We start from the raw sequence: 23,824 nt of genomic DNA on the forward strand, positions 1-23,824 counted from the left end.
CGATGGATGGTCGAAGACGGGGGGCGATCAGCTCTCGGGACTGACGAGCACGATGCCGTCGTCGTCGGAGTAGACGATGTCGCCAGGGTTGAAGGTCTCGCCACCGATCGTCAGCGGGACGTCACGGTCGCCGGCGCCGGTCTTGGTGGACTTGCGGGGGTTGGTGCCCAGCGCCTTGACGCCGATCGTCATCCCGCCGATGGTCTTGGCGTCGCGGATGGCGCCGTTGACGATGATCCCCACCCAGCCGTTGGACCGGCCGAGTTCGGCGATGATGTCGCCGACCAGCGCGGTGTGCACCGACGCGTCGCCGTCGATGACCAGTACGCCGCCGGGGTTGGACTCGCTCAGGATGGACTTCAGCAGGGCGTTGTCCTGGAAGCACTTGACCGTGGTGACGCGCCCGACGAACTCGCGATTGCCGCCGTACTGCGTGAACTGGGTGTCGCAACTACGGACGTCGGCCCCGATCTCGTCGACGAGATCAGCCGTCGGGGTGAAGGTCAGCTCGCTCATGCCGACCAGTTTAGGTGTTACCGCAAGTTCTGGGTTACTCGCGGGTAGGTTCGGGCGAGCGTTCACCGCCGAGGCCGTCGATGATCTCCGCGACCTCGTCCGGCCGCTCGGAGACCAGGAAGTGCTTGGCCCGCGTCAGGACGACGGTCTCGTCGGCGCCCAGGATGTCCGAGTAGCGCCGTTGCTTCCACTCCCAGAACGTCCGCCATCCGCGCAGCGTCGACGATGCGACCACGACGACGACCGGTACGCGGGGCATCGGAGCGGTTCGACGAAGACCGCGCAGGGTCTTGTTCATCGCACCGAAGGCCGCGTTCTCGACGAGCATGGCCAGCAGGAACGGTGGTTGCCCGAAGACGCGGGCTCCCCAACTTCGTTGTTGCTCACCGCGACCCTCGGGAGGCGCGGGCACGACCCGCTTCCACACCTGCAGACTCGGCCAGCGCTGGATTCCGACGCGGCTCGTCACCGCACGCGCCACCCCGACCAGTCGGTGCGCGTTCCCCACCCGGAACGACAACGGCACGAGGCGCCACGGCACGAGCACATAGGAGCCGTCGAGCACGACCACGCCGGCCGTCCGGCCGGGATACTGCCGGGCGAATGCCTCCACGTACAGCGACGCCAGCGAATGCCCCACCACCACAACGGGTTCGGTCACACCGCGGGCGTCGAGCACCGCCGCCATCCGGTCGACCTCGCCGAGCAGGGTCGGGAGGTGCTGCCGCTCAACCGGACTCGACAACCCGTAACCCGGCCGGTCGTAGCGGATCACCCGCCACGACGTCGAGAGCCGGGCCACCAGCGGGTCGAGGTCGAACCAGTTGCTGCCCAGCGCCGCCATCAGCAACAGCGGCGGACCCGACCCCTCGTCGAGCACATGCAACCGATGTTCACCGACGGTGACGAACGTGCCCGGCGCTGCGGGCACGTCACCGTCGGTGCGCGTCATCGGGTTCACCCGACCAGTGTGCCTGTGCTCACGCGTCCTGCGGTTTGGCCAGCGGGAACGCCAGCGATTCGCGGATCGACTGGCCGGTGATGAGCATGACCACGCGGTCGACGCCGACGCCCAGACCACCTGTCGGCGGCATCGCGTACTCGAGCGCCTGCAGGAAGTCCTCGTCGAGCTCCATCGCCTCCGGGTCGCCGTCGGCGGCCAGGACGGACTGCTCGGTGAGACGCTTGCGCTGCTCCACCGGGTCGGTCAGCTCGGTGTACGCAGTGCCGAGCTCCACTCCCCACGCCACCAGATCCCAGCGCTCGGCGACGCCGGGCCTGCTGCGGTGTGCGCGGGTCAGCGGCGACGTCGACGTCGGGAAGTCGGTGTAGAACGTCGGGAACGTCGTGCGGTCCTCGCCGAGGTGTTCGTAGAGTTCGAGCACGACCTGTCCGGCGTCCCAGTCCGGGCGGTAGTTGATCTCGAGGCGATCGCACACCGCCCGGAGCTGCTCGACCGACGTCTCCGGCGTGATCTCCTCGCCCGCCCCCTCGGACACCACCTCGTGGACGGTCTTCACCGGCCACTCGCCCGAGATGTCCACGCGCTCTTCGTTTCCGTCGGCGTCGGTGCGGATGATCACCGGTTCGCCGTAGGCCGCCGTCGCCGCGTGCTGGATCATCTCGCGGGTGAGGTCCAGCATCTTGAGGTAGTCGCTGTGCGCCTCATAGGCTTCCAGGCTCGTGAACTCAGGGTTGTGGCTGAAGTCGACGCCCTCGTTGCGGAAGTTGCGTCCGATCTCGAAGACCTTCTCCACGCCGCCGACACACAGGCGCTTGAGGTAGAGCTCCGGCGCGATCCGGAGATAGAGGTCGAGGTTGTAGGCGTTGATGTGCGTCTGGAACGGTGTCGCGTTGGCGCCGCCGTGGATCTGCTGCAGGATCGGCGTCTCGACCTCGAGGAAACCTCGCGCGGCGAGGAAGTCGCGCAACGACTTCACCACCAGACTGCGGATCGCGAGGTTCTTCCGGCTCTCCTCGTTGATCGCGAGATCGACGTAGCGCTGACGCACGCGGGCCTCGGGATCGGTGAGGCCCGCCCACTTGTCCGGCAGTGGTCGCAGGCACTTGCCGTTGATCCGCCAGGCGTCGATCAGGATCGACAGTTCGCCCTTGCGACTGGTGCCGACGACACCGCGCACCTGGATCAGGTCACCGAGGTCGACGTCGGTACCGAAGTCGGGAGTGCCCGGGATGACCCGCGACTCCTCGACGAGGATCTGCACCTCGCCCGACCAGTCGTGCATGTCGGCGAACACCACCTTGCCGAAGTCACGCAGACGCGTGACGCGGCCGGCGACGGTGACGACGGTGCCCTCGGGTTCCGTCCGCGCCTGCGCGATGGTGTGCGTCGGCTGGTCGGCGGGCGGATAGGGATCGAAACCACGCTCGACGAGCCGGTCCATCTTGTCGAGTCGGACCCGCACCTGCTCGGGACGGTGCACGACGGCACCCTCGGGAGTTGCTGCCTCGGCTTCCAGCTCGGCGATCAGCGCGGGCGCGTCGACGCCGGCCGGAATCGACGGCTGGCCTTCGGAATAGTGCTTGGCCCGCCCGAACCTGGGCAGGGTGATGAACCCTTCGGTGACGATCGCGGCGAGTCCTACGCGCGGCAGGATGCGGTTGTCCTCGAAGCACAGGTACCGCGACTGCCAGTCCGGTAGGTACTTGGCGTTCGACTTGTACAGCGACTCCATCTGGAAGAACCGCGAGCCGAACATCAGTACGGAGTAGCCGGCACGCATGACCGGCCCCGCACCGATCTGCGGGCCCTGCTCGAAGAACGCGCGGAAGGCCGCGAAGTTGAGCGAGACCTCGGTGATGCCGAACTGTTCGGAGTTGCGGCACAATTCGGCCACCATCGTCTCGACGACGCCGTTCGGTCCCTGCCGATCGCGTCGCATCAGGTCCAGGGAGGCGCCGCGGCGACCCCAGGGGACGAACGAGAGCATGCCGACGACCTGCTCGTCCGGGGTGCCCTCGCCGACCACGGCCTCGACCAGCAGGCAGTCGTCGTCGGCGCGATCGCCGATGCGCGACAACGCCATTGCGAAACCGCGCTCCTCGTCGGTGTCGCGCCAGTCGTCGGCGCGGGCGACGACCTTCTCCATCTCGGCATCGCCGATGTCGCCGTGGCGTCGGATCCGGACGGTCACACCGGCTCGCCGGGTGCGGGTGACGGCCTGGCGCACGGCCTTCATCACCGGCCCGCTCAGGCTGAACTCACGGGTGTGCAGGATGGCTTCGTCACCGATGTTCAGCGAGATGAAGCCGGCGGCGTCGTAGGCCGCGGCGCCGCGTGAACTCGACCCGATGGAAGCCGGATGCCACCCGTATTTCTCACAGAGGGTGAGGAACTCCGTGATGGCGTCGGGCCACGACTCCGGATCGCCGATCGGGTCACCGCCGGCCATTCCGACGCCGACCTCGACCCGGTAGGTGATCGCCGCCCGGCCGTCGGGCGAGAACACGACCGCCTTGTCCCGACGGGTGGAGAAGTAGGCCAGCGAATCGTCGTCGTTGAAGCGGGTGATGAGCGCACGGATGAGCGCTTCGTCCTCCGCGGTCATCAACCAGCGCAGTCGTTGCGACCGGAACAGTACGACCGCCGCGGCGATCAGCGCGAGCGCACCGAACAGACCCAGCAGGCCGTTCACGAAGATCGGGGCGTGGCGACCGTCGAAGGACGCCTCCTGGTCGATCGCGCCGAAGGCGACCACACGGTTGAACGCGTACGGAAGGCGATCGCCGCGCGTCAGCGTGTGAGGGAAGGCCCAGACCAGCGCCCAGCCGAGCAATGTCGCGATGCCGAGACCGACGACCAGCGTGGCGATCGCCGCGGGAATCGCACCCCGGCGCACCCTGGTGTGGAACTGCCGGTAGGTCGCCACGAGGAAGGCCAACGCGGCGAGGTCGATGACCAGGCCGATGTAGAGGTTCGTCCGATCCCACGACGTCACGTCGAGGTCGTCCTCGAGCGCCGGGATCAGATAGAGCACGTTGCCCACCATGAAGAGCACCAGATAGATCACGCTGATCCACCAGGCGATCCGCTTGCGTGCCGACAACGCGATCGCGATCAGCGCCAAGACGAAAGCCCACGCAAAACTCGTGTCGGGCAGCGTGATGACGTAGTCGTCGACGTAACGCCGAGGGTCGTGAATCAGACGACGAAAGGCCGGGAACAGGCTGGACAGCAACGCGATCGTCGCCAGGACACCGACGACGGTGCCCGCGATGTGCGGGGCGTTGCGGCCGAATCCGGTAGGGCGCCTGATCTTGTCGAGGAGGACGAGGGAGCGCCGGTCAGCCGCGGTGGGGGTCCGCCGGGGTGCCTCGGGATGTTCGTCGGGGCTGGACGGGTCGACCGGCGCAAGGGGGGTGTCGGTGGCCATGCGTCGACGGTAGTCGTCCGCACGGGTGCGACTCGGCACTCCACGCTGATTGGATCCTGCGGCGGCACGTATCTGCATCGAGAAGCCGGTGCGGTCGTGCCGGTGTGGCCGACTCCGCCGTCACGGGGCATGATCTCAGACTGTGTACGACGTGACGATCCGCGACGACTCCATCCGCCTCGGCCAGTTCTTGAAACTGGCCAACCTCATCGAATCCGGCGCCGAGGCCAAGGAGGTCATCGCCGACGGTCTGGTGACCGTCAACGGTGAGGTCGAGATCAGGCGTGGTCGTCAGCTCACGCTCGGCGACGTGGTCGAGGTGGGCGGGATGAGCGTGCGGGTCGCCCGCGACGAGGTTTGAGAATCCCCCGGACACCGAAACCCCGGTGTGTGATCCCCCCGGATCAGGAACGAAGGCCGAGACGCCTGAGTTCGGCCGGCGTGATGAGGCGTTCTGCTTCGGCGGGGAACGTCGATGAGTCGATTCGACGGCCACCGAGTCGCCCCCCGGTGAGCGAATTCAGCAATGAGCCCCGGCGGGGCGGGTGAAATGTGTCAGCCAACTTCATGACCAATCACTTCCTGGTGCATTCACATTCGTTACAACGGACTCTGACTTTGATCTACTGTAGCGACAGTACCCATCGCTGTCTCCGGGGTAATTCGTGGTTTGCACCACTCACCCCGAGCCCCGTCAACACGTGAGATTCCACGTCCCCGGTGTCCCGGAATCGTGACTGTCGCACCTGCCGACTTAATCGATCATGGCACGCCGAGCGTTACGGTCCGGGTAGCGACGCGGCATCTACCAGCACCAATGCTACGCAGCGAACGCGGCGGCGTATGCCATCCACTCGGACCACTTCATCCTGGGGTTCTATCGCTCGAACCCGCAGCGCATGCGCGGTTCAAGCTGAAGAACGACCGGCTCAGGCCAGGCCGGCGAGGAAACGGTTGGCCCAGGTGACCGCGCTGACACCGGGCTTGACCTGGAAGTCGCCGTAGGTGCCGTGCGATCCCGACTGCAAGAACTTGTTGAACGAGATGATCTGGTCGCGCGCACGCTTGTTGCCGAGTTCCTGGACGATCGCGCCGGGCCCACCGAGGGTGAGCAGCTCACGAACGATCACCGCCGCCTCGGCCTGGTACTGGAGGATCTGGCTCGGCGTCGGGTCGCTGGTCTCGGCCAGGTATCCGGCGATGCGGGTGATGTAGAAGTCCCGCGGGGTGTTGCAGTACATGTCCGACGGTTCGCAGAGGGTGAACGCCCGCGGGAGGACCCAGCCCATGCCGTCGAGGCGGGGTCCGCCGCTGCCCTCACCGCGCAGTGCCGGACCGACCACGTTGTCCTTACGGGAGCGTCGGGGATCGGAGATCAGCACGACGCCGGCGACCTGACCGGGCCGGATCATCGCGAGTCCGGTGCCGATCTCCGACGCGAGGTCGCCCGCGGCGTCGGCGCCCTGGCTGTATCCGACGAGCGCGATCCGGGTTCCCGGGCACCGCTGCAACATCTGGAGGGCGAGGCCGCGGGTGTTGGCGACGGCCTGGGCCTTCGACTTACCGTAGATCGCCTTCTCCCACGGGAACGCGGTCGCGTCGTAGCCGACGTACCGGACCTTGGTCTCCGGCCCCAGACCGGAGGTGACCGCACCCAGGACGCCCGGGCTGACGCCGTTGGACCAGGTACCCGGAACGGCGAGGACATAGATCTTTGGGCAACCGGCCGGCGCCGCGTCCGCACGCGGCGTGCTCAATCCGAACCCTCCCAAGACCGCACACAGCAGAGTGCACATGATGGCGAGGATTCGACGCATGGGCTGCCCCTTCGATGGATGGATCACGATAGGCCGAGTGTATGGCCGCACCCCCCGGATGTGTAGCCGAGAAAACGAAACTCCCGCCCACCTTTTCGGTGGGCGGGAGTTCTCGTTCGTGGTGGCCGGCAGGTCAGCGCTGGGCGACCTGGGTCGGCACGATCGGAGCCGGCAGATCCGACGCACCGGTGAGGTACTCGTCGGCGGCCGCGGCAGCCGAACGCCCCTCGGCGATCGCCCACACGATCAGCGACTGGCCTCGACCGGCGTCACCGGCGACGAACACGCCCGGCTGGCCGACAGCGGCGAAGTCGTTGTCGCGCTTGACGTTGCCGCGAGCGTCGTACTCGACGCCCATCTTGTCGAGGAGATCCTCGCGCTCCGGGCCGACGAAGCCCATCGCCAGCAGGACGAGGTCGGCCTCGAGCTCGAAGTCCGAGCCCTCGACCTTCTCGAAGCGACCGTCACGCATGACCACCTCGTGGGCCTTCAGCCCGGTGACCTTGCCGTTCTCCCCGATGAACTGCTCGGTGTTGACCGAGAAGACGCGCTCGCCGCCCTCTTCGTGGGCCGACGACACGCGGTACATCAGCGGGTAGGTCGGCCACGGGGTCGACTCGGCACGCTCGATCGGCGGCTTCGGCATGATCTCGAACTGGTGGACGATCTCGGCGCCCTGACGCAGCGAGGTGCCCAGGCAGTCGGCGCCGGTGTCGCCACCGCCGATGATGATGACCTTCTTGCCCTTGGCCGTGATCTGGCCCTCGACGGTGTCGCCGAGCTGAACCCGGTTGGCCTGGGGCAGGAACTCCATCGCCTGGTGGATGCCGTCGAGCTCGCGGCCCGGGATCGGCAGATCGCGACCGATGGTCGAACCGTTGGCGAGGATGACCGCGTCGAAGTCGGCACGCAGCTGCTCGACGGTGACGTCGACACCCACGTTGACGCCGGTGCGGAAGACGGTGCCCTCGGCCTCCATCTGCGCCAGACGGCGGTCGATGTGGCGCTTCTCCATCTTGAACTCGGGGATGCCATAGCGCAGCAGACCGCCGATGCGGTCGGCCCGCTCGAACAGCGTCACGTCGTGTCCGGCACGCGTGAGCTGCTGTGCGGCAGCGAGTCCGGCCGGACCCGAACCGACGACGGCCACCGACTTGCCGGTCTTCTCCGACGGCAGGACCGGGGTGACCCAGCCGTTGTCGAAGGCGTTGTCGATGATCTCGACCTCGACCTGCTTGATGGTCACCGGCGGCTGGTTGATGCCGAGCACGCACGACGCCTCACACGGTGCCGGGCACAGGCGACCGGTGAACTCCGGGAAGTTGTTGGTCGCGTGCAGACGCTCGATACCGTCGCGCCACTGGTCCTTGTAGACCAGGTCGTTCCACTCGGGGATCAGGTTCCCGAGCGGGCAGCCGTTGTGGCAGAACGGGATACCGCAGTCCATGCAGCGGCTGGCCTGCGTCTTCAGGTGATCCTTGTCGAAGTCGGTGTAGACCTCTTTCCAGTCGAGCAGTCGCAGCTCGACCGGACGACGGTCGGGGAGCTCCCGCTCGGGGTGCTTGAGGAATCCTCTGGGGTCAGCCACGTGCGGCCTCCATGATCGCTTCGTTCACGTCTCGCCCGGTCTTCTCCGCATCGGAGATGGCCAGCAGCACGCGCTTGTAGTCCCGCGGCATGACCTTGGCGAACTTGGTCTGGGCAGTGTCCCAATCGGCGAGCAGCGCTGCGGCGACCGGGGATTCGGTTTCGGCACGGTGCTCGTCGATGATGGCGGCGAGGAACTCGATGTCCTCGCCGGTCAGCGGCTCGAGGTCGACGAGCTCGGTGTTGAGGTTGTCGGCCAGCTCGGCGTCCGGGTCGTAGACGAACGCCATACCGCCCGACATGCCCGCCGCGAAGTTGCGGCCGGTCTCACCGAGCACGACCACGCGTCCACCGGTCATGTACTCACAACCGTGGTCGCCCACACCCTCGACGACCGCCGTCGCACCCGAGTTACGGACGCAGAAGCGTTCGCCGACGATGCCGCGCAGGAAGATCTTGCCCGCGGTGGCACCGAAGCCGATGACGTTGCCGGCGATGATGTTGTCCTCGGCGACGAAGTCGGCCGGCGCGTTGCGCGCCGGGCGGACCACCAGGCGACCGCCCGAGAGACCCTTGCCGACGAAGTCGTTGGCGTCGCCCTCGAGGCGCAGCGTGATGCCCTTGGGGACAAAGGCACCGAAGCTGTTGCCCGCCGAACCGGTGAAGTCGACGATGATCGTGCCGTCCGGCAGGCCCTGGGCGCCATAGGTCTTGGTGACCTCGTGACCCAGCATGGTGCCGACGGTGCGGTTGACGTTGGTGATCTTCGACGTGAACGACACGCGGGTGCCGTGGTCGATCGCGTCGCGGCTCTGTGCGATGAGCTGCTGGTCGAGTGCCTTCTCCAGCGAATGATCCTGGACGCCCGAGCAGTACAGGTCCTGGTTCATGAACGGTGATTCCGGCATGGTCAGGATCGACGTCAGGTCGAGCTTGCCCGCCTTCTCCGACTTCCAGTGCGCCAGGGCCTTGGTGGTGTCGAGAGCCTCGACGTGGCCCACGGCCTCCTGGAGCGTGCGGAAGCCGAGGCGTGCCAGCAGTTCCCGGACCTCTTCGGCGATGAACAGGAAGAAGTTCTCGACGAACTCCGGCTTGCCGGCGAAACGCTCACGCAGAAGCGGGCTCTGGGTGGCGATGCCGACCGGGCAGGTGTCGAGGTGGCAGACGCGCATCATGACGCAGCCCGAGACGACGAGCGGTGCGGTTGCGAAACCGAACTCCTCGCCACCGAGCAGCGCGGCGATCACGACGTCGCGACCGGTCTTCATCTGACCGTCGACCTGGACCACGATGCGGTCGCGAAGACCGTTGAGCAGCAGGGTCTGCTGGGTCTCGGCGAGGCCGATCTCCCACGGCGCACCCGCGTGCTTGAGCGACGTCAGCGGCGACGCACCGGTTCCACCGTCGTGACCCGAGATGAGCACGACGTCCGCATGCGCCTTCGACACACCGGCGGCGACGGTGCCGACGCCGACCTCGCTGACGAGCTTCACGTGGATGCGCGCCTTGGGGTTGGCGTTCTTCAGGTCGTGGATCAGCTGGGCGAGATCCTCGATCGAGTAGATGTCGTGGTGCGGCGGCGGCGAGATCAGGCCCACGCCCGGCGTCGAACCACGGACCTCGGCGACCCAGGGGTACACCTTGTGCGGCGGGAGCTGGCCGCCCTCACCGGGCTTGGCGCCCTGCGCCATCTTGATCTGGATGTCGGTGCAGTTCGACAGGTAGTGCGAGGTGACGCCGAAACGTCCCGACGCGACCTGCTTGATCGCACTGCGACGCCAGTCGCCGTTCTCGTCGTGGTGGAAACGACGCGGATCCTCGCCGCCCTCACCGGAGTTCGAGCGGCCGCCGAGACGGTTCATGGCGATGGCCAGGGTCTCGTGGGCCTCGGCGGAGATCGAGCCGAAGCTCATCGCGCCGGTCGAGAACCTCTTGACGATCTCGCTGGCCGGCTCGACCTTCTCGATCGGAATCGGGTCGCGGTCACCGAAGTTGAAGTCGAAGAGGCCGCGCAGCGTGCCCAGACGGGTCGACTGGTCGTCGACCATCTTCGTGTACTCCTTGAACACCCCGTACTGGCCGGTGCGCGTGGAGTGCTGCAGCTTGAACACCGTGTCCGGGTTGAACAGGTGGTACTCGCCCTCACGGCGCCACTGGTATTCACCGCCGACCTCGAGCTCGCGGTGCGCGCGCTCGGAGGGACGGTCGCTGAACGCCAGGGCGTGGCGGGCGGCGACGTCGGCGGCGATCTCGTCGAGACCGATGCCGTCGAGCTGGCTGATGAGTCCGGTGAAGAACTCGTCGACCGTCGCCTGCGACAGGCCGATGACCTGGAAGAGCTGTGCGCCGGTGTACGAGGCGATGGTCGAGATGCCCATCTTGCTCATCACCTTGAGCACGCCCTTGCTGGCGGCCTTGATGTAGTTCTTCCGTGCGGTGGCGAAGTCGATGTCGCCCAGCACACCACGCTCGACCATGTCCTCGATCGACTCGAAGGCCATGTACGGATTGACCGCACCGGCACCGAAGCCGACGAGTGCGGCGATGTGGTGGACCTCGCGGGCATCGCCGGACTCCACCACCAGGCCCACCCGGGTGCGCTTGCGCTCCCGGACCAGGTGATGGTGCACCGCCGCGGTCAGCAGCAGCGACGGGATCGGCGCGTTGGTCTCGTCCGACTCACGGTCGGAGAGCACCACGATGGTCACCCCGTCGTCGATCGCGGCACTCACCTCGGCGCGAATCCGGTCCAGCGCGGCGCGCAAACCGGCGCCACCCTCGGCGACCGGGTACAGCCCGTGGATCTGCTTGCTGCGCAGGTCCGGGTAGCGGCCGTCCTCCTCGATCCGGACCAGCTTCGCCAGCGTGTCGTTGTCGATGGTCGGTTCGGGGATCTCGATCTTGCGGCAGGTGTTCGGACCGGGATGCAGGAGATCACCCTCGGAACCGATCGTGTCGCCGAGACCGGTCACCACCTCTTCGCGGATGGCGTCCAGCGGCGGGTTGGTGACCTGCGCGAAGAGCTGCTGGAAGTAGTCGAAGAGCATGCGCGGACGCTTGGACAGCACCGCGATCGGGGTGTCGGTGCCCATCGAACCGAGCGCCTCGGCCCCCGTCCTGGCCATCGGCGCGACGAGGAGGTTCAGCTCCTCGCTGGTGTAGCCGAAGACCTGCTGGCGCAACGCAACCCGCTCGTGAGCCATGTGCTCATGCGGCAGTGCCCGCACGTCGTTGACGTCGACGAGGTGCTCGTCGAGCCACTCCTGGTACGGGTGCTCGGCGGCCAGTTCGTCCTTGATCTCCTCGTCGTCGACGATGCGGCCGGCGGCGGTGTCCACGAGGAACATGCGGCCCGGCTGCAGACGCATCTTCTGCACGACGTCGGCGTGGTCGATGTCGAGGACACCGACCTCGGAGGCCATCACGACGAGATCGTCCTTGGTCACCCAGATACGGCTGGGGCGCAGGCCGTTTCGGTCGAGCACCGCTCCGACGACGGTGCCGTCGGTGAAGCACACCGACGCCGGGCCGTCCCACGGCTCCATCATCGTGGCGTGATAGCGGTAGAACGCCCGGTGCGCCGGTTTCATCGACTCGTGACGTTCCCAGGCCTCCGGGATCATCATCAGGACGGCGTGCGGCAGGCTGCGGCCGCCGAGGTGCAGGAGTTCGAGCACTTCGTCGAAACGTGCGGTGTCCGATGCGCCGGGGGTGCAGACCGGGAAGATCTTCGACGCCGCGTCGGCACCGAAGGCCTCGGTGTCGATGAGCGCCTCGCGGGCACGCATCCAGTTCTCGTTGCCCGTCACGGTGTTGATCTCGCCGTTGTGGGCGACGCGGCGGAACGGATGCGCGAGCGGCCACGACGGGAAGGTGTTGGTGGAGAAGCGCGAGTGGACGAGGCCCAGCGAGCTCTCGACGCGCGAGTCCTGCAAGTCGACGTAGAACTCCCGCAGCTGCGGCGTCGTGAGCATGCCCTTGTAGACGAAGGTGCGTCCCGACAGGGACGGGAAGTAGACGGTCTCGCGGCCGGGGCCGTCGGCGCCCGCGCCCTTGTTGCCGAGCTCGTACTGGACGCGCTTGCGCACGACGTACGCGCGACGCTCGAGTTCCATGCCCTCGGCGCCGCCGATGAAGACCTGGCGGAAGGTGGGCATCGCGTCCCGGGCGAGCGCACCGAGCGAATTCTCGTTGGTGGGCACCTCGCGCCAGCCGAGCAGGGTCAGGCCCTCGGACTCGATGACCTTCTCGACGCCCGCGCAGGCGAGCCGAGCGTCTTCGGAGCCCTGCGGGAGGAATGCGATACCGGTCGCGTAGCTGCCCTCGGCGGGAAGCTCGAAGTCGACCGTCTCCCGCAGGAAGCGGTCGGGAACCTGGATCATGATCCCGGCACCGTCACCGGTGTTCGGTTCGGCACCCGCGGCACCGCGGTGCTCGAGGTTGACCAGGGCCATGATCGCCTTGTCGACGATGTCGCGACTGCGTCGTCCGTGCATGTCCACGACGAACGCCACGCCGCACGAATCGTGCTCGTTGCGTGGGTCGTAGAGACCGACCGGTCCCGGAGCCTGCTTCATATTCGCCTCACTTTGCGTGCGAAGGGTGCACGCACTAACCGTCGTCAATGTTTGGGGGCCACCCCACCTGTATCACCGGCTCCGTTGCCGGCCTTCTCGCCTCGGACGTCACTGTCCGTCGCCGTGCGGACCTCGCTGTCCCCAACAGCGTCGTCGTCTGCCGCCCTCAAGGGGCTGACCTGGGGCAGAGCCGACAATCACATGGCGGTGGCCCCGTCAGCGCCGTTGCTGACGGATTCTCCCGGGCCGCGTCGTCGGGGCCCGAACACCCTGCTCATCTCGGCTTTACGCGCAGCACTACAAAGGGCGCCCGCGGCTGCCGTATGAGCATTGTGTGTCATTTTTCCACGTGGGGTGCCCACTATCGAAATCCGGCTACCACAACGACCCCGCTCCTGCACGTCAGAGGAGAAATCGGGCGTGTACGGACATCACCGCGACGTCCCTGCGAAGTGAGCTGTCGGCCTTCTGTAGGTAACGACACGGATCCATCGCGGCGGCCACTCGATCGCGGCGGGGTCGCGGTCCGGTGTCACCGCAGACGATCGCCGCGCATCGGACATCCGGTACCGATACCGTCGGGTGATGAGCGTCACTTCCATCACGGGCGGTGCCCCGACCCCGCCCGCGGACGACGAGAACCCCTTCGGCCGGCTCGGCGTGGACCCGCACGGCTCGCGCCGGTCGCGTGCAGTCAACGCCTACCTCGCACGGGTGACCTGGCCGATGATGCTCGCCGCACGTCGCAGCCACCCCCGGGTGACGGCGCAGATGATCCAGCGGACCCGCCCCGGGTTGGACCGCACCATCGAACGGCTCAGCCCGCCGCCGTCGGGCACGATGGTCGGGCCGATCCGGGAGACGTTCCGCGGTGGCCAGATCCGCGGCGAATGGGTGACGGGCCGACGCGCCGCGGTTCCGCAGCCGGGCACCCGGGTCATCTACTACCTCCACGGCAGCGGATATGTGGTGTGCTCGCCGCGCACGCACCGCGGGCTCGTCGCGCGGTTGGGCAACCTGACGGAACTGTCGGCGTTCAGCCTCGACTACCGGCTCGGTCCGGAACATCCCTGGCCCTGTGCGGGAAACGACGCGATCCGCGGATACCGATGGCTTCTCGCGCAGGGGTATCGCGCCGAGGACATCGTGATCGCCGGCGACTCGGCCGGCGGGCACCTCGCCCTCGACGTCCTCGCCGTCAACCACGCGACCCGCACCCCGCAGCCCGGATCGATGGTGCTCTTCTCCCCGCTCTACGACCCGACTTTCGATCTGGCCGTGGACAATCAGCGCAGCGGCGTCCACGACCCGATCATCAACGCGATCACCGCGCGCAAGATCCTCCGTCTCTACACGCGGACCGCGGACCCCGACCATCCGCGCATGCGCATCCGTCTGACCCCGGAGATGACGCTGCCCAACACCCTCATCCAGTACGGGGCCCTCGAGGTCATGGGCGCCGATGCCCGGGCCACCCACGCCGAGATCGTCGGTGCCGGTGGAGTTTCGGTGATCCAGGCATGGCCAGACCAGGGGCACGTCTTCCAGCTGATGCCGAGGTTGTCCTCAGAAGCGCGCCTGGCCGTGGAGACCGCGGCCCGGTTCATCACCGTCACGGCACCCACGCGCAGCGACACCGCGAGCTGAGGCGCCACACCCGGCAAAGACACACGGCCGGTGACGACATTGGGAGATCGTCACCGGCCGTGCCGTGTCCATCCGAACGGGGACCCATGAGGACCGCCTCCACCACCGGGGATGGCGGGTACGGTGTGGAGGAATCCTCAACCCGTCGGCGTGATGGACACGCCCGGCGACGCCGTCTCGCTACGCGGGGGGCAGCGCGCGCGACGACGCCGTCCGGGGCGCCTGGATGGTCAGTCCGCGAACGCCATTCGCGCGCACGCCGTGTCGAGGTCGACGACGTCGGCGTACTTGGCGTCGAGATCGAACAGATTCGCGTCGTGCACCGCGGGGTTGCGGTCCCCGCAGGCGTCGGCGACGACCTTCGGGATGAATCCGTGCTGCATGGCATCGGTGGCACTCGCACGCACGCATCCCGAGGTCGAGACGCCGGCGACGAACACCGAGTCGACTCCGTTGGCGATCAGTGTTGCCGCGACCGACGTGCCGAAGAACGCCGACGCATACTGCTTGACCACGACGACCTCACCCGCTTGCGGGCGCAGCGGCGCGACGAACTCACCCAGGCCGTCCGGGTGGCCGGCCTCGAGGACACCCAGCGCGGGCACCTTCCGGACGAAGACACCACCGTCGGCGAGACCGGGGGTGTACTCCACCCGGGTGTGAACGATCAGGATGCCCGCGCGGCGCGCCGCCTCCAGGAGCGTGGCGCACCGGTCGACGACCTCCGGATCGGGAAGGCAGAACGGCGATCCCGGCCGGAAGTACGCCTCGATCATGTCGATCATCAGCAGCGCGGGCCGAGAGCCCCAGCCCAGCGCGCCGCCGAATCCCGCCTTCGCGTAGTCGGCGGCGATGCCGTCCGCGTCGGTGACCGTGTTCCCTGGATCGCTCACGCGACGACCTCCACCTTCTGTTCGCACGCCTCCAACAAGGCCTGCTCGCTGAGTTCGGCCCGCGGCAGTTCCGCCACGACCTCTCCATGGTGCAGGACGAGGACACGGTGGCAGATCGCGGCGAGTTGCTCGTGATCACCGGAGAACACCAGGACCGACGCGCCGTCGGCGGCGAGGTCGGCGACCCGGTCCAGCAGCTGCCGTGACGCGCCGGCGTCGACGCCCTGGGTGGGTTCGTCGAGCAGGAGCACGGTCGGGTCGAGGTGCAACCACTTGGACAACACGATCTTCTGCTGGTTGCCGCCGCTGAACTGGCGGATCGGCCAATGCGGTTGCGCCGGAACGGCACCGGATTCCTCGACGAGGTCGACCGCGGTCGACCGTTCCTTGCGCCAGTTGGTCGCGACACCGAACTTGGTGAACGAACCCAGGCTCGGCAGCGTGACGTTCTCGGCGGCGGATGCGTCGAGCCAGACTCCGTCGCGATGACGGTTGCCCGGGACCAACGCCAGGCCGGCGGCGATGGCGGCCCGGGGTCGGTTCGGTTCGACGGTGGTGCCGTCGACGGTGACCGTGCCCCCGGTGCGCGGCAGCTTGCCGGCCAGGACCAGCGGCAGTTCTTCGTGACCCATGCCGGCCAGGCCGGTGAACCCGACGATCTCGCCCTTCTCGACGGTGACCGAGAGATCCTTCACCACACCGCCACTCACGTTCTCCAGCACGAGCTGTGCAGGTGTGGCACCGGCGCGTTCCGGCGGATCCGGGTAGTAGTCCGTCAGCCGCCGTCCGAGGATGTCGGCGACCAGGTCCGAGCGGGTGAGTCCCGCGGTGGACCGGGTGAGAACCCGCTTGCCGTCACGCAGCACGGTGACTGAGTCGCAGTCGTCGAGCACCTCGCTGAGCCGGTGGCTGACGAAGATGACGCTCGAACCCAGTTCGGCGACACTGCGCATCATGGCGGTGACCTGTGCCGCCTCGCTGTGCGACAGCGACGCCGTCGGTTCGTCGAGAATGAACAGGTGACCTTCGTGCCCGTCACCGAGCGCGCGAACCGCTCGGACCAGACCGACGAGCGCACGCTGCGCAGGGCTGAGGTCGGCGACCAAGGTGTTGAGCGGCAGCTCGATGCCGAGACGTTCGGCGATCTCGCGGCAGGCCTTGGCCTCCTGGCGATCACGCACCCAGCCGAAGCCACGGGTGCCGTAACCGGTTGCGACGCCGATGTTCTCGAGCACCGTCATCTCCGGGGCGAGACCCAGGTCCTGATGGATGACGGCGATGCCGTGCTCGGCCGGGTTGCGCACCGGCAGGTCGAGCTCGCGACCGAACAGACGCACCCGACCGCTGTCCGGCCGGTAGTAACCGGCCAGGCACTTGATCATCGTCGACTTGCTACTGCCGTTCTGTCCGCACAGGGCGTGAACCTCGCCGCGCTTGACCTCCCAGTCGAGCGGGTGCAGCGCGTAGTTGCCGTCGAACTGCTTCGACAGACCCTCGATCTGCAGTGCGGGACCCGCGGTACCGCCCCCTCCCCGACCCGGGAGGGTGGCGGCCGCCGACTCCGGCGTCATCACGCGGCTCCGCGACGCTTGCCGACGAGCTTGGCGAGGGCGACGGCGATCATCAGTGCCAGACCGTTGAACAGCGGGCTGACCCACGATGCCGCGCCGGCCAGCTGGAGGCCGGTGATGCCGACGACCAGGAGGTAGACCGCGACGAGGGTGCCGATCGCGTTGAAGCGGCCGACGGTGATCGCGGTGGCACCGAGGAACGTCGCGGCGAACGGGGCCAGGAGGTACTGGCTGCCGATGCCGGGATCGATCGCGCCGAGGTTGCCGACCAGGATGATGCCGATCAGGGCACCGGCCACACCCGAGACCACGTAGGTGATCGTGCGGATACGTGCCACCGAGATACCCGCCAGCAGAGCGGCATCACGGTTGCCGCCGATGAACAGCATGTAGCGGCCCATCGGGGTGCGCTGGTACACGAACCACAGCACGGCCACGAGCAGCCAGCCGTACCAGGTGGTCATCGGCAGGCCCAGGAGCTTGGCCCGCGAGAGCTCCACGTAGAAGTCCGGGACGCCGGTGACGATCTTGGACCCCGTGATGGCGTATCCGATGCCCGAGAGGGCGGTGAACATGCCGAGTGTCGTGATGAACGAGTCCACCCCGACCTTCACGACCAGAAGGGCGTTGATCAGGCCGACGATGAGCCCGACCGCCAGAGCAGCCGGGATCACCGCGGCCGGCGAGTACCCGTTGGTCGACATGACCGCGACCACACACGCACTGGTGACCATGACGCCCGGGATGGCGAGGTCGAAGTCACCGGTCCGCAGCGCCAGGGTCGCGGCCAGCGCGAGGAGCAGGATGATCGCCTGCGAGTTGACCATCGCCGAGACGATGCCCGTCGACCGGAACTCGGGCAGGAAGACGGCGCGCAGCGCGAACGCGAGCACCAGGAGTCCTACCAGCGCATAGCGTTCCACGAACGATGTGCTCTGGCGGGCTCTTGTGGAGCCCGCCACCGATTCGGTCGGTGACTTCTGGATCGCCGGTGGGCGTGAGGGGGGCGCCGCAGCGGTGCCGAGGTCATTGCTCATGATGTCTCCGTGTGTGTGCCGCGGGCATGCTCAGCCCGCGCGCGGATCAGTTCTTGGACCAGGCCTCTTTGAACGAGTTCTGGAAATCCTTGTAATTGGGGTTCACCTCGGCGTTCGAGCCGCCGATGTTGGTCTCGTCCACCAGACGGGTGGGGATGACGATGCCCGAGGGCTGGGCGCCGGTGACCGCGCGCACCGCGTTGTCGACCATCACCCAGCCGAGCCACGCCTCCGGCGGGGCCGCCATGGTGACGTCCTGGCCCTTGCCCGAGCGGATCGAGTCGAGGCTGGTCGCGATGCCGTCGCGGCCGAGGATCTTGGCGTCGGGGTTGGTCATGGCGACGGTCGGCTCGACGAAGGTGACGCCCGAGTCCCAGTTGGTCATCACGTAGGTGGTGTCCGGGTTGCGCTTCATCGCCGTCTCGACCTTCTGGGGGAGGTCGGTCGCGGCGTTGGCCAGGTCGATCTCCTGGATGTCCAGCGAGCAGTCGTCCGGGCAGTTCTCGCGGTAGACCTTCTCGGCTCCATTGGCCATGTTCTGGTAGATCTCGATCGCGGTCGGCTGCGCGAAGAACGTCGACGCCGAGCAGTTGGAGTCGACCAGCGTCCATGCGGCGAGGGAGGCGCCGTCGGCGGTGTAGTCGGCGCTCACGTTCGCGAAGACGCCGTTGGCCAGCGGCGCCGATGCGTCACCCGACAGGGCGTTGATGACCGGGATGCCCGCGCGCGCAGCGTCGTTGAGCGAGCCGGACAGCATGGCCGGCTCGATGCCCAGCAGGACGATCGCGTCGGCCTTCTGTGCGATGGCCTGCGCCATGCCCTCGTTGAACTTGTTCGTCTGGCCCCGGCGAAGTTCTCGATGCGGAGGGTGGCGACGCTGTACGACTTCAGGTCGGGTGAGTCGTGCACCGCCTTGGTGAACGCGGCGCACTCCTCGGTCGAAGTTCTCGATGAGGATGTCGGCGGTCGCGATCAGGTCGCGGGCGATCTGCTGGCCTTCCGGGGTCCGCAGGTTGCAGGTCACCGACTTCTTGTTCCGGCCGACGACAGGCCACCAGAGTGACTGTCCCTGAGCGCTTTTGCGGCCCCACTGACGCATCGGGTCACCACGGCCCGGATCCTCCAGCTTGATGACCTCGGCGCCGAAATCGGCGAGCAGCTGGCCGCAGAACGGTCCGGCCAGGAGCTGGCCCATCTCGACGACGCGCAGATCGGACAGCGGTCCGACCTGGTCGTGCTCGGGGGCGGTCTGAATGGTCTCGTTGCTCATCTCGTACTTCCTGTTCGTTGGGAGTCCGATGCGCCGGGCCGGATGGATGTATGCGTCATCGCCACCACACGCAGGGGTTTGCGCGGGCGCTCGGGATGAAGAAGGGGTCACCGGGCCGTCGACGGCCCCTTTGTTCGCAAGCGGTATGTGGTCTGTCGGAGTGGGTTCCGGATGTTCTCCGGGTCGGTCTGGTTACGTCGGTGGGGCGTCAGGCGAGGATGGCGCCGATGCCGTCACGGGTGTTGTCTGTACCGATGGTCGGGTTGCTCATCGCGCCCAGCATCGCGGTGCGGGCGTTGTGCAGGTGGCAGCGCATGACCGCCTCCACCCAGTCGGAGTTGCCGGCCCGGACCGCCGCGACGATCTCGAAATGATGAGAAAGGCTGCGCGACAAGCTGTCCTCGGTGAAGTGCTGGTAGTTGCGGGTCGCCAAGGAGATGTGCCGGACCGACGTCAGCGTCGCCTCGAGCTGCAGACTCTCGGCCTTCTCGATCAACGTCGCATGGAACTTGCGGTTCAACCGGGCGATCTCGCTGAAGTCACGATCTCCACCGGGGCGGCCGTGCTCGTGCATACGAACGGCGAGTTCTTCGAGTTCGTCGATCTCGTCGTCGTTCAGCCGGCCCACCGCTTTGCCGGTGGCCACCGGCTCGAGAAGCAAACGGAGATCGAAGATCTCGTTCAGCCTGGCCTCCGACCAGGTCGCCACGCGGGCGCCCTTGTTCGGGGACATCTCGACCAGACCCTCGACGGCCAATCGCGACAGCGCTTCTCGCACCGGCGTACGACTGACCTCGAGGATCTCGGCCAGTTCGACCTCGGCGAGCCGATCACCCGGTTTCCATCGACCTTCGAGGATCTTCGCGCGGAGGAGATCCGTGGCGCGCTGTGATGCCTGAGACACTCTTACCTCCTAGATTGCATACATGTTAGCCCGGCGACAGTCGGCCTACAACCGAAAACTCGTTAATTACTGGAACTTCTTACGTAATGGACACATGACGTCCGTCCACTTGCATACATTCTGCGGCTGGGGGAACATCCGGACATGGCAAACAACACGGCGTCCGAGCAGCCGGACACAGTCATGCCCCACACCCGTCCTCCGTAACCTCCTCGTCGGTCACGCCCGAGTCGGTCACGATCGTCGAGGTATCGCCGCGCGACGGCCTGCAGAACGAGGCGACGCTCCTGCCGACCGAGACCAAACTCGAACTCATCGATCATCTGGTGGCAGCGGGTCTCCGTCGAATCGAGGCGACGAGCTTCGTCCATCCCAAGCGGGTCCCGCAGATGGCCGATGCCGAGGCGGTCTCCGCTGCCCTGCCGCGCGGCGAGGTCTCCTGGATCGGATTGGTCCTGAACGAGCGCGGACTCGATCGCGCCATCGCGGCCGGTCTCGACGAGGTCAACATCGTGGTCGTCGCGTCGGACACCTTCAGCCGGCGCAACCAGGGAACCAGCACCGACGAGGGCGTCGACCTGTGGAATCGTCTCGCCAAGCGGGCATCGGATGCGGGCCTGAAGACCACCGTGACCATCGCCGCCGCCTTCGGCTGCCCGTTCGAGGGCGAGGTCCCCGTCGAGCGGGTGGCCGACCTGCTCCGACGGTGCAGCGATGTACAGCCCGATGAGATCGCCCTGGCCGACACGATCGGCGTCGGAGTTCCGGCACAGGTCGTCGCACTGGCCGACGCAGCCCGCCGGGAAGCCCCCGGGATGCCGCTGCGCTGGCACTTCCACAACACACGGAACACCGGCTATGCCAACGCTCTCACTGCGCTGCAGCTCGGGGCGTCGGCCCTCGACGCGAGCCTCGGCGGTATCGGCGGATGCCCGTTCGCCCCGGCCGCGACGGGCAACATCGCCACCGAGGACCTCTGGTACCTCCTCGACCGCAGCGGATGCGACACCGGCGTCGACCCGTCCGTACTCATCGACGGCGCCCGCCGGCTCGGCGAGATGCTCGGGACGACGGTGCCGGGCCAGCTGTCCCGCGCGGGCCTGTTTCCCCCGGCCGAACTCCCGTCCGCCTGATCAGATCCCGGTTCGAGAAAGAGGAAAGACCATGGCACGAGGCCTCTACATCGCCTTCACCCATCCGCGTGACGAGTCCGTCGAGGACGAGTTCAACGAGTGGTACACCACCCATCACCTTCCGGAAATACTTGCAACGGAGGGCGTCACGAGCGCGGTGCGATAGAAGTCGGCCGATCCCGAGGCCACCCCCCGGTACATGGCTGCCTACACGCTCGACGGTGATCTCCCCGAGATCGTCGCCCGGATCCATGCCGACGCGGGCAACCGGACGCCGACCACCGCCTCGCGCACCGACCCGGGCTCGGAGTTCCGTCTGTTCGAGTTCATCGAGGAGCAGCACGCCGAGTAAGGCCCCGAAACCCGTGTAACCGGGTGAAACGCGTTGTATGCACCGTATTCTGGGGCGATGGAAACCCTCGTGACCGCGGTCGTCGTCGACGATCACCCGTTCTTCCGGGACGGGGTGTCGCGGGGTCTCACGCAAAGCGGTCGGGTGCGGGTGGTCGGCGAGGCCGCTGACGGCGCCGCCGGCCTCGAACTCATCCGGCGCGAGAACCCCGACGTCGCCGTCGTCGACCATCAGATGCCGGGGATGACCGGTGTCGAGCTGGCCCACGCGGTCACCCGCGACAAGCTGCCGACGCGTGTCCTCCTGCTGTCCGCGGTCACCGAGGGACCCATCGTCTTCCGGGCGCTGCAGGAGGGCGCCGCCGGTTACCTGTCGAAGGATGCCGACCGCGACGAGATCGTCGGCGCGGTGACCCGGGTCGCCAAGGGCGAGACCGTGGTACCCCCGGGGCTCGCGGCCGGCCTGGCCGGGGAGATTAGAGCCCAGACCCAGCGGGACGCACCGGCCCTGAGTGAACGCGAACGGCAGGTCCTCGCCGGTTTCGCACGCGGACAGTCGATTCCGCAGGTTGCCGCCGAGTTGTACATCGGGGCCGCGACCGTGAAGACCCACACCCAGCGTCTCTACGAGAAGCTCGGGGTCTCCGACCGTGCCGCCGCGGTGGCCGAGGCGATGCGTCGTGGCCTTCTCGAATAACCGGCGGGTGATGCGCAACTCCGACGTCGAGATCGCCGGTCTGACCGTCTATCTCGGCTTCGGCGAGTTCGCCGACGAGCCGCGTATCCACCGAATCCTCGTCGACCACGCGATCCGCGGAATCCGGATCCAGGTGCTCCTGCGACTCTTCCTGGCACTCTTCGTGCTCCTGACGGTCTGTCTGGATCCGCCCGACCATGCGGCTGTGTTCAGCGTCGTCACCGCCGTTCTCTATGCGGCATGGTGTGTCGCCGGAGCGGTCGTGGCCCGGAGTCACCAGTCCTGGATGGTCCGCTACTCGTGGATCGCGTTGCCGATCGACCTTCTGCTGCTGACGATCCTGGCCGTCGTCGCCGGTATGTCCAACGAGGTCAGCTGGACCACCGATGCGCTGATCGCCGGCTTCGCTCTGGTCCCGATGATCGCGGCCATCTCGCTGCAGCCGCGCCTCTGCGCGATGGTCGTGGCGTCGACCGTGGTGGTCTACGCGGTCGCCAACATCCTCGCCCGGGACTCGAACGGCGAACCCTGGTCGATCATCGTGTTGCGCATCCTCGTGGTCGCAGCTCTCGCGGTCGGGGCGGTCCTGTTGTCCCGGCTACAACGATCCCGGGTGACGACCATCGGATCACTCGCCGCCGAACGCGCCCGACTCCTCGACGCGACGATGGAGATCGAGGAGCGCGAACGCCGTGACCTCGCCGACAGCCTCCACGACGGCGCACTCCAATATGTGCTCGCCGCACGGCAAGAGCTTGCGACACTGCGGGGCTCGGCCGATCCCGTGACCCTGGACCGGGTCGACGGCGCCCTGCGCGACTCGGCACGGTTGCTCCGCTCGACCCTGAGCGAACTGCATCCCGCGGTCCTCGAACAGGCCGGGCTCGCCGTCGCACTGACCGACCTCGCGTCGTCGTACGGCAGCCGTGCGGGCGCACCGTCGATCTCGGTGGACACCGCCGCCTGGCCGACCGTGCTGCGCACCACCGCCGACTCGCTGCTGTTCGCCGCGGCACGCGAGCTGCTCACCAACGTGGTCAAACACGCGGACGCCGACACCGCGGAGGTCACGGCCGAGTTCGACGACGGGGTCGCGCGATTGGTCGTCGTCGACGACGGCGTCGGACTGCCCGACGAGATCGAGGTCGAGGAACTGATCCGGCGCCGCCAGGCCGCCGGCCACATCGGCCTGGCCTCGCGGCGAGTACGTATCGAGGGGGTCGGCGGCGCATTCTCCCTGCAGAACCGGCCCGGCGGCGGGACCGCCGTCGTGGTCGAGGTGCCCGCGCGCGAGGTCTGACCCCGCCACCGAAAAGCGCCCCCCGATAAGAGCCCTGTGCAGCGGCCTTGCTGTCACTATCGGGCTGTTGCGTAATTGGTGTGGGGGTCGGGTTCGGGTCGGGTTGGCCAGTGGCTGGCCGGGCGGTGTG

At 67.5% G+C, this 23,824-nt stretch carries 18 protein-coding genes; 7 read left to right on the top strand and 11 right to left on the bottom strand.

Annotated features, from left to right (window positions below; all coding sequences use genetic code 11):
- Positions 1-27: 27 nt before the first annotated feature.
- Genes rraA through lysX form a run of 3 tightly spaced genes read right to left on the bottom strand, consistent with a single transcriptional unit; the run spans position 28 to position 4,910 of the window.
- Positions 28-516 carry a ribonuclease E activity regulator RraA gene (gene rraA / locus C5O27_RS04005; RefSeq protein ID WP_127961971.1) on the bottom strand — a complete coding sequence of 163 codons (489 nt, stop codon included), beginning with the start codon at positions 514-516 and terminating at the stop codon, positions 28-30.
- A 34-nt stretch (positions 517-550) separates the two neighbouring features.
- A complete protein-coding gene (locus C5O27_RS04010; RefSeq protein ID WP_127961972.1) occupies positions 551-1,468 on the bottom strand; it encodes an alpha/beta fold hydrolase in 918 nt (305 codons plus the stop codon).
- 28 nt (positions 1,469-1,496) lie between these two features.
- A complete protein-coding gene (gene lysX, locus C5O27_RS04015) occupies positions 1,497-4,910 on the bottom strand; it encodes a bifunctional lysylphosphatidylglycerol synthetase/lysine--tRNA ligase LysX (protein ID WP_208651421.1) in 3,414 nt (1,137 codons plus the stop codon).
- A gap of 142 nt (positions 4,911-5,052) precedes the next feature.
- Between lysX and C5O27_RS04020 the strand changes: the two genes are divergently transcribed.
- Positions 5,053-5,271: an RNA-binding S4 domain-containing protein gene (locus C5O27_RS04020; protein WP_127961974.1), complete on the top strand. Its 219-nt coding sequence runs from the start codon at positions 5,053-5,055 to the stop codon at positions 5,269-5,271.
- Between the two features lie 568 nt (positions 5,272-5,839).
- Here the strand turns inward: C5O27_RS04020 and C5O27_RS04025 are convergent.
- From C5O27_RS04025 to gltB, 3 genes are all read right to left on the bottom strand, one after another.
- Entirely contained in the window at positions 5,840-6,727 is an 888-nt protein-coding gene (locus C5O27_RS04025) for a cutinase family protein (protein WP_127963754.1), read from the bottom strand.
- A 133-nt stretch (positions 6,728-6,860) separates the two neighbouring features.
- A complete protein-coding gene (locus C5O27_RS04030; RefSeq protein ID WP_127961975.1) occupies positions 6,861-8,315 on the bottom strand; it encodes a glutamate synthase subunit beta in 1,455 nt (484 codons plus the stop codon).
- Positions 8,308-12,891, bottom strand: coding sequence for a glutamate synthase large subunit (gene gltB, locus C5O27_RS04035; protein WP_127961976.1), 4,584 nt, complete (start codon positions 12,889-12,891; stop codon positions 8,308-8,310). The genes C5O27_RS04030 and gltB overlap by 8 nt, the downstream gene beginning before the upstream one ends.
- Positions 12,892-13,476: 585 nt before the next feature.
- On the opposite strand from gltB, the gene C5O27_RS04040 reads away from it, so the two are divergent.
- Entirely contained in the window at positions 13,477-14,538 is a 1,062-nt protein-coding gene (locus C5O27_RS04040; protein WP_127961977.1) for an alpha/beta hydrolase fold domain-containing protein, read from the top strand.
- Positions 14,539-14,768: 230 nt separating this feature from the next.
- Here C5O27_RS04040 and C5O27_RS04045 read toward each other — a convergent pair whose 3' ends face one another.
- The 5 genes from C5O27_RS04045 to C5O27_RS04070 form a co-directional block, all read right to left on the bottom strand.
- Positions 14,769-15,431 (bottom strand): isochorismatase family protein, encoded by a 663-nt coding sequence (locus C5O27_RS04045; RefSeq protein ID WP_127961978.1) that lies wholly within the window; start codon positions 15,429-15,431, stop codon positions 14,769-14,771.
- The gene (locus C5O27_RS04050; protein ID WP_006358880.1) at positions 15,428-17,002 is read right to left on the bottom strand and encodes a sugar ABC transporter ATP-binding protein; all 1,575 of its coding nucleotides are present in this window, start codon (positions 17,000-17,002) and stop codon (positions 15,428-15,430) included. Before C5O27_RS04050 ends, C5O27_RS04045 begins: the two co-directional genes overlap by 4 nt.
- On the bottom strand, positions 17,002-18,039 hold the full coding sequence (locus C5O27_RS04055) for an ABC transporter permease (protein WP_006358881.1): 1,038 nt from the start codon (positions 18,037-18,039) through the stop codon (positions 17,002-17,004). Before C5O27_RS04055 ends, C5O27_RS04050 begins: the two co-directional genes overlap by 1 nt.
- Before the next feature lie 46 nt (positions 18,040-18,085).
- Positions 18,086-19,309 carry a CoA transferase gene (locus tag C5O27_RS04060; protein WP_006358882.1) on the bottom strand — a complete coding sequence of 408 codons (1,224 nt, stop codon included), beginning with the start codon at positions 19,307-19,309 and terminating at the stop codon, positions 18,086-18,088.
- Positions 19,310-19,517: 208 nt separating this feature from the next.
- Positions 19,518-20,213, bottom strand: a complete 696-nt coding sequence (locus C5O27_RS04070; protein ID WP_006358883.1) for a GntR family transcriptional regulator — start codon at positions 20,211-20,213, stop codon at positions 19,518-19,520.
- Between the two features lie 239 nt (positions 20,214-20,452).
- Here C5O27_RS04070 and C5O27_RS04075 point away from each other — a divergent pair, with 239 nt between their 5' ends.
- Genes C5O27_RS04075 through C5O27_RS04090 form a run of 5 tightly spaced genes read left to right on the top strand, consistent with a single transcriptional unit; the run spans position 20,453 to position 23,694 of the window.
- The gene (locus C5O27_RS04075) at positions 20,453-21,346 is read left to right on the top strand and encodes a hydroxymethylglutaryl-CoA lyase (protein ID WP_127961979.1); all 894 of its coding nucleotides are present in this window, start codon (positions 20,453-20,455) and stop codon (positions 21,344-21,346) included.
- Between the two features lie 31 nt (positions 21,347-21,377).
- Positions 21,378-21,512 (top strand): DUF4286 family protein, encoded by a 135-nt coding sequence (locus C5O27_RS23100; protein WP_269724175.1) that lies wholly within the window; start codon positions 21,378-21,380, stop codon positions 21,510-21,512.
- Between the two features lie 33 nt (positions 21,513-21,545).
- Positions 21,546-21,698 (top strand): hypothetical protein, encoded by a 153-nt coding sequence (locus tag C5O27_RS22905; RefSeq protein ID WP_006358885.1) that lies wholly within the window; start codon positions 21,546-21,548, stop codon positions 21,696-21,698.
- Positions 21,699-21,755: 57 nt separating this feature from the next.
- Complete coding sequence (locus C5O27_RS04085; protein WP_006358886.1) at positions 21,756-22,394, top strand: response regulator; 639 nt, start codon at positions 21,756-21,758, stop codon at positions 22,392-22,394.
- A gap of 10 nt (positions 22,395-22,404) precedes the next feature.
- A complete protein-coding gene (locus C5O27_RS04090) occupies positions 22,405-23,694 on the top strand; it encodes a sensor histidine kinase (protein ID WP_127963755.1) in 1,290 nt (429 codons plus the stop codon).
- Positions 23,695-23,824: the final 130 nt, after the last annotated feature.

The sequence above is a fragment of the Gordonia alkanivorans genome, assembly GCF_004011905.1.
GTDB lineage: Bacteria > Actinomycetota > Actinomycetes > Mycobacteriales > Mycobacteriaceae > Gordonia > Gordonia alkanivorans.

Bases quoted from the DNA above. Each gene is read 5' to 3' on its own strand.
- C5O27_RS22905 (WP_006358885.1), top strand. From the start codon at position 21,546: ATGGCTGCCTACACGCTCGACGGTGATCTCCCCGAGATCGTCGCCCGG.
- rraA (WP_127961971.1), bottom strand. From the start codon at position 516: ATGAGCGAGCTGACCTTCACCCCGACGGCTGATCTCGTCGACGAGATC.
- C5O27_RS04040 (WP_127961977.1), top strand. From the start codon at position 13,477: ATGAGCGTCACTTCCATCACGGGCGGTGCCCCGACCCCGCCCGCGGAC.
- C5O27_RS04055 (WP_006358881.1), bottom strand. From the start codon at position 18,039: ATGAGCAATGACCTCGGCACCGCTGCGGCGCCCCCCTCACGCCCACCG.
- C5O27_RS04010 (WP_127961972.1), bottom strand. From the start codon at position 1,468: ATGACGCGCACCGACGGTGACGTGCCCGCAGCGCCGGGCACGTTCGTC.
- lysX (WP_208651421.1), bottom strand. From the start codon at position 4,910: ATGGCCACCGACACCCCCCTTGCGCCGGTCGACCCGTCCAGCCCCGAC.
- C5O27_RS04085 (WP_006358886.1), top strand. From the start codon at position 21,756: ATGGAAACCCTCGTGACCGCGGTCGTCGTCGACGATCACCCGTTCTTC.
- gltB (WP_127961976.1), bottom strand. From the start codon at position 12,891: ATGAAGCAGGCTCCGGGACCGGTCGGTCTCTACGACCCACGCAACGAG.
- C5O27_RS04090 (WP_127963755.1), top strand. From the start codon at position 22,405: ATGCGCAACTCCGACGTCGAGATCGCCGGTCTGACCGTCTATCTCGGC.
- C5O27_RS04060 (WP_006358882.1), bottom strand. From the start codon at position 19,309: ATGAGCAACGAGACCATTCAGACCGCCCCCGAGCACGACCAGGTCGGA.
- C5O27_RS04025 (WP_127963754.1), bottom strand. From the start codon at position 6,727: ATGCGTCGAATCCTCGCCATCATGTGCACTCTGCTGTGTGCGGTCTTG.
- C5O27_RS23100 (WP_269724175.1), top strand. From the start codon at position 21,378: ATGGCACGAGGCCTCTACATCGCCTTCACCCATCCGCGTGACGAGTCC.
- C5O27_RS04050 (WP_006358880.1), bottom strand. From the start codon at position 17,002: ATGACGCCGGAGTCGGCGGCCGCCACCCTCCCGGGTCGGGGAGGGGGC.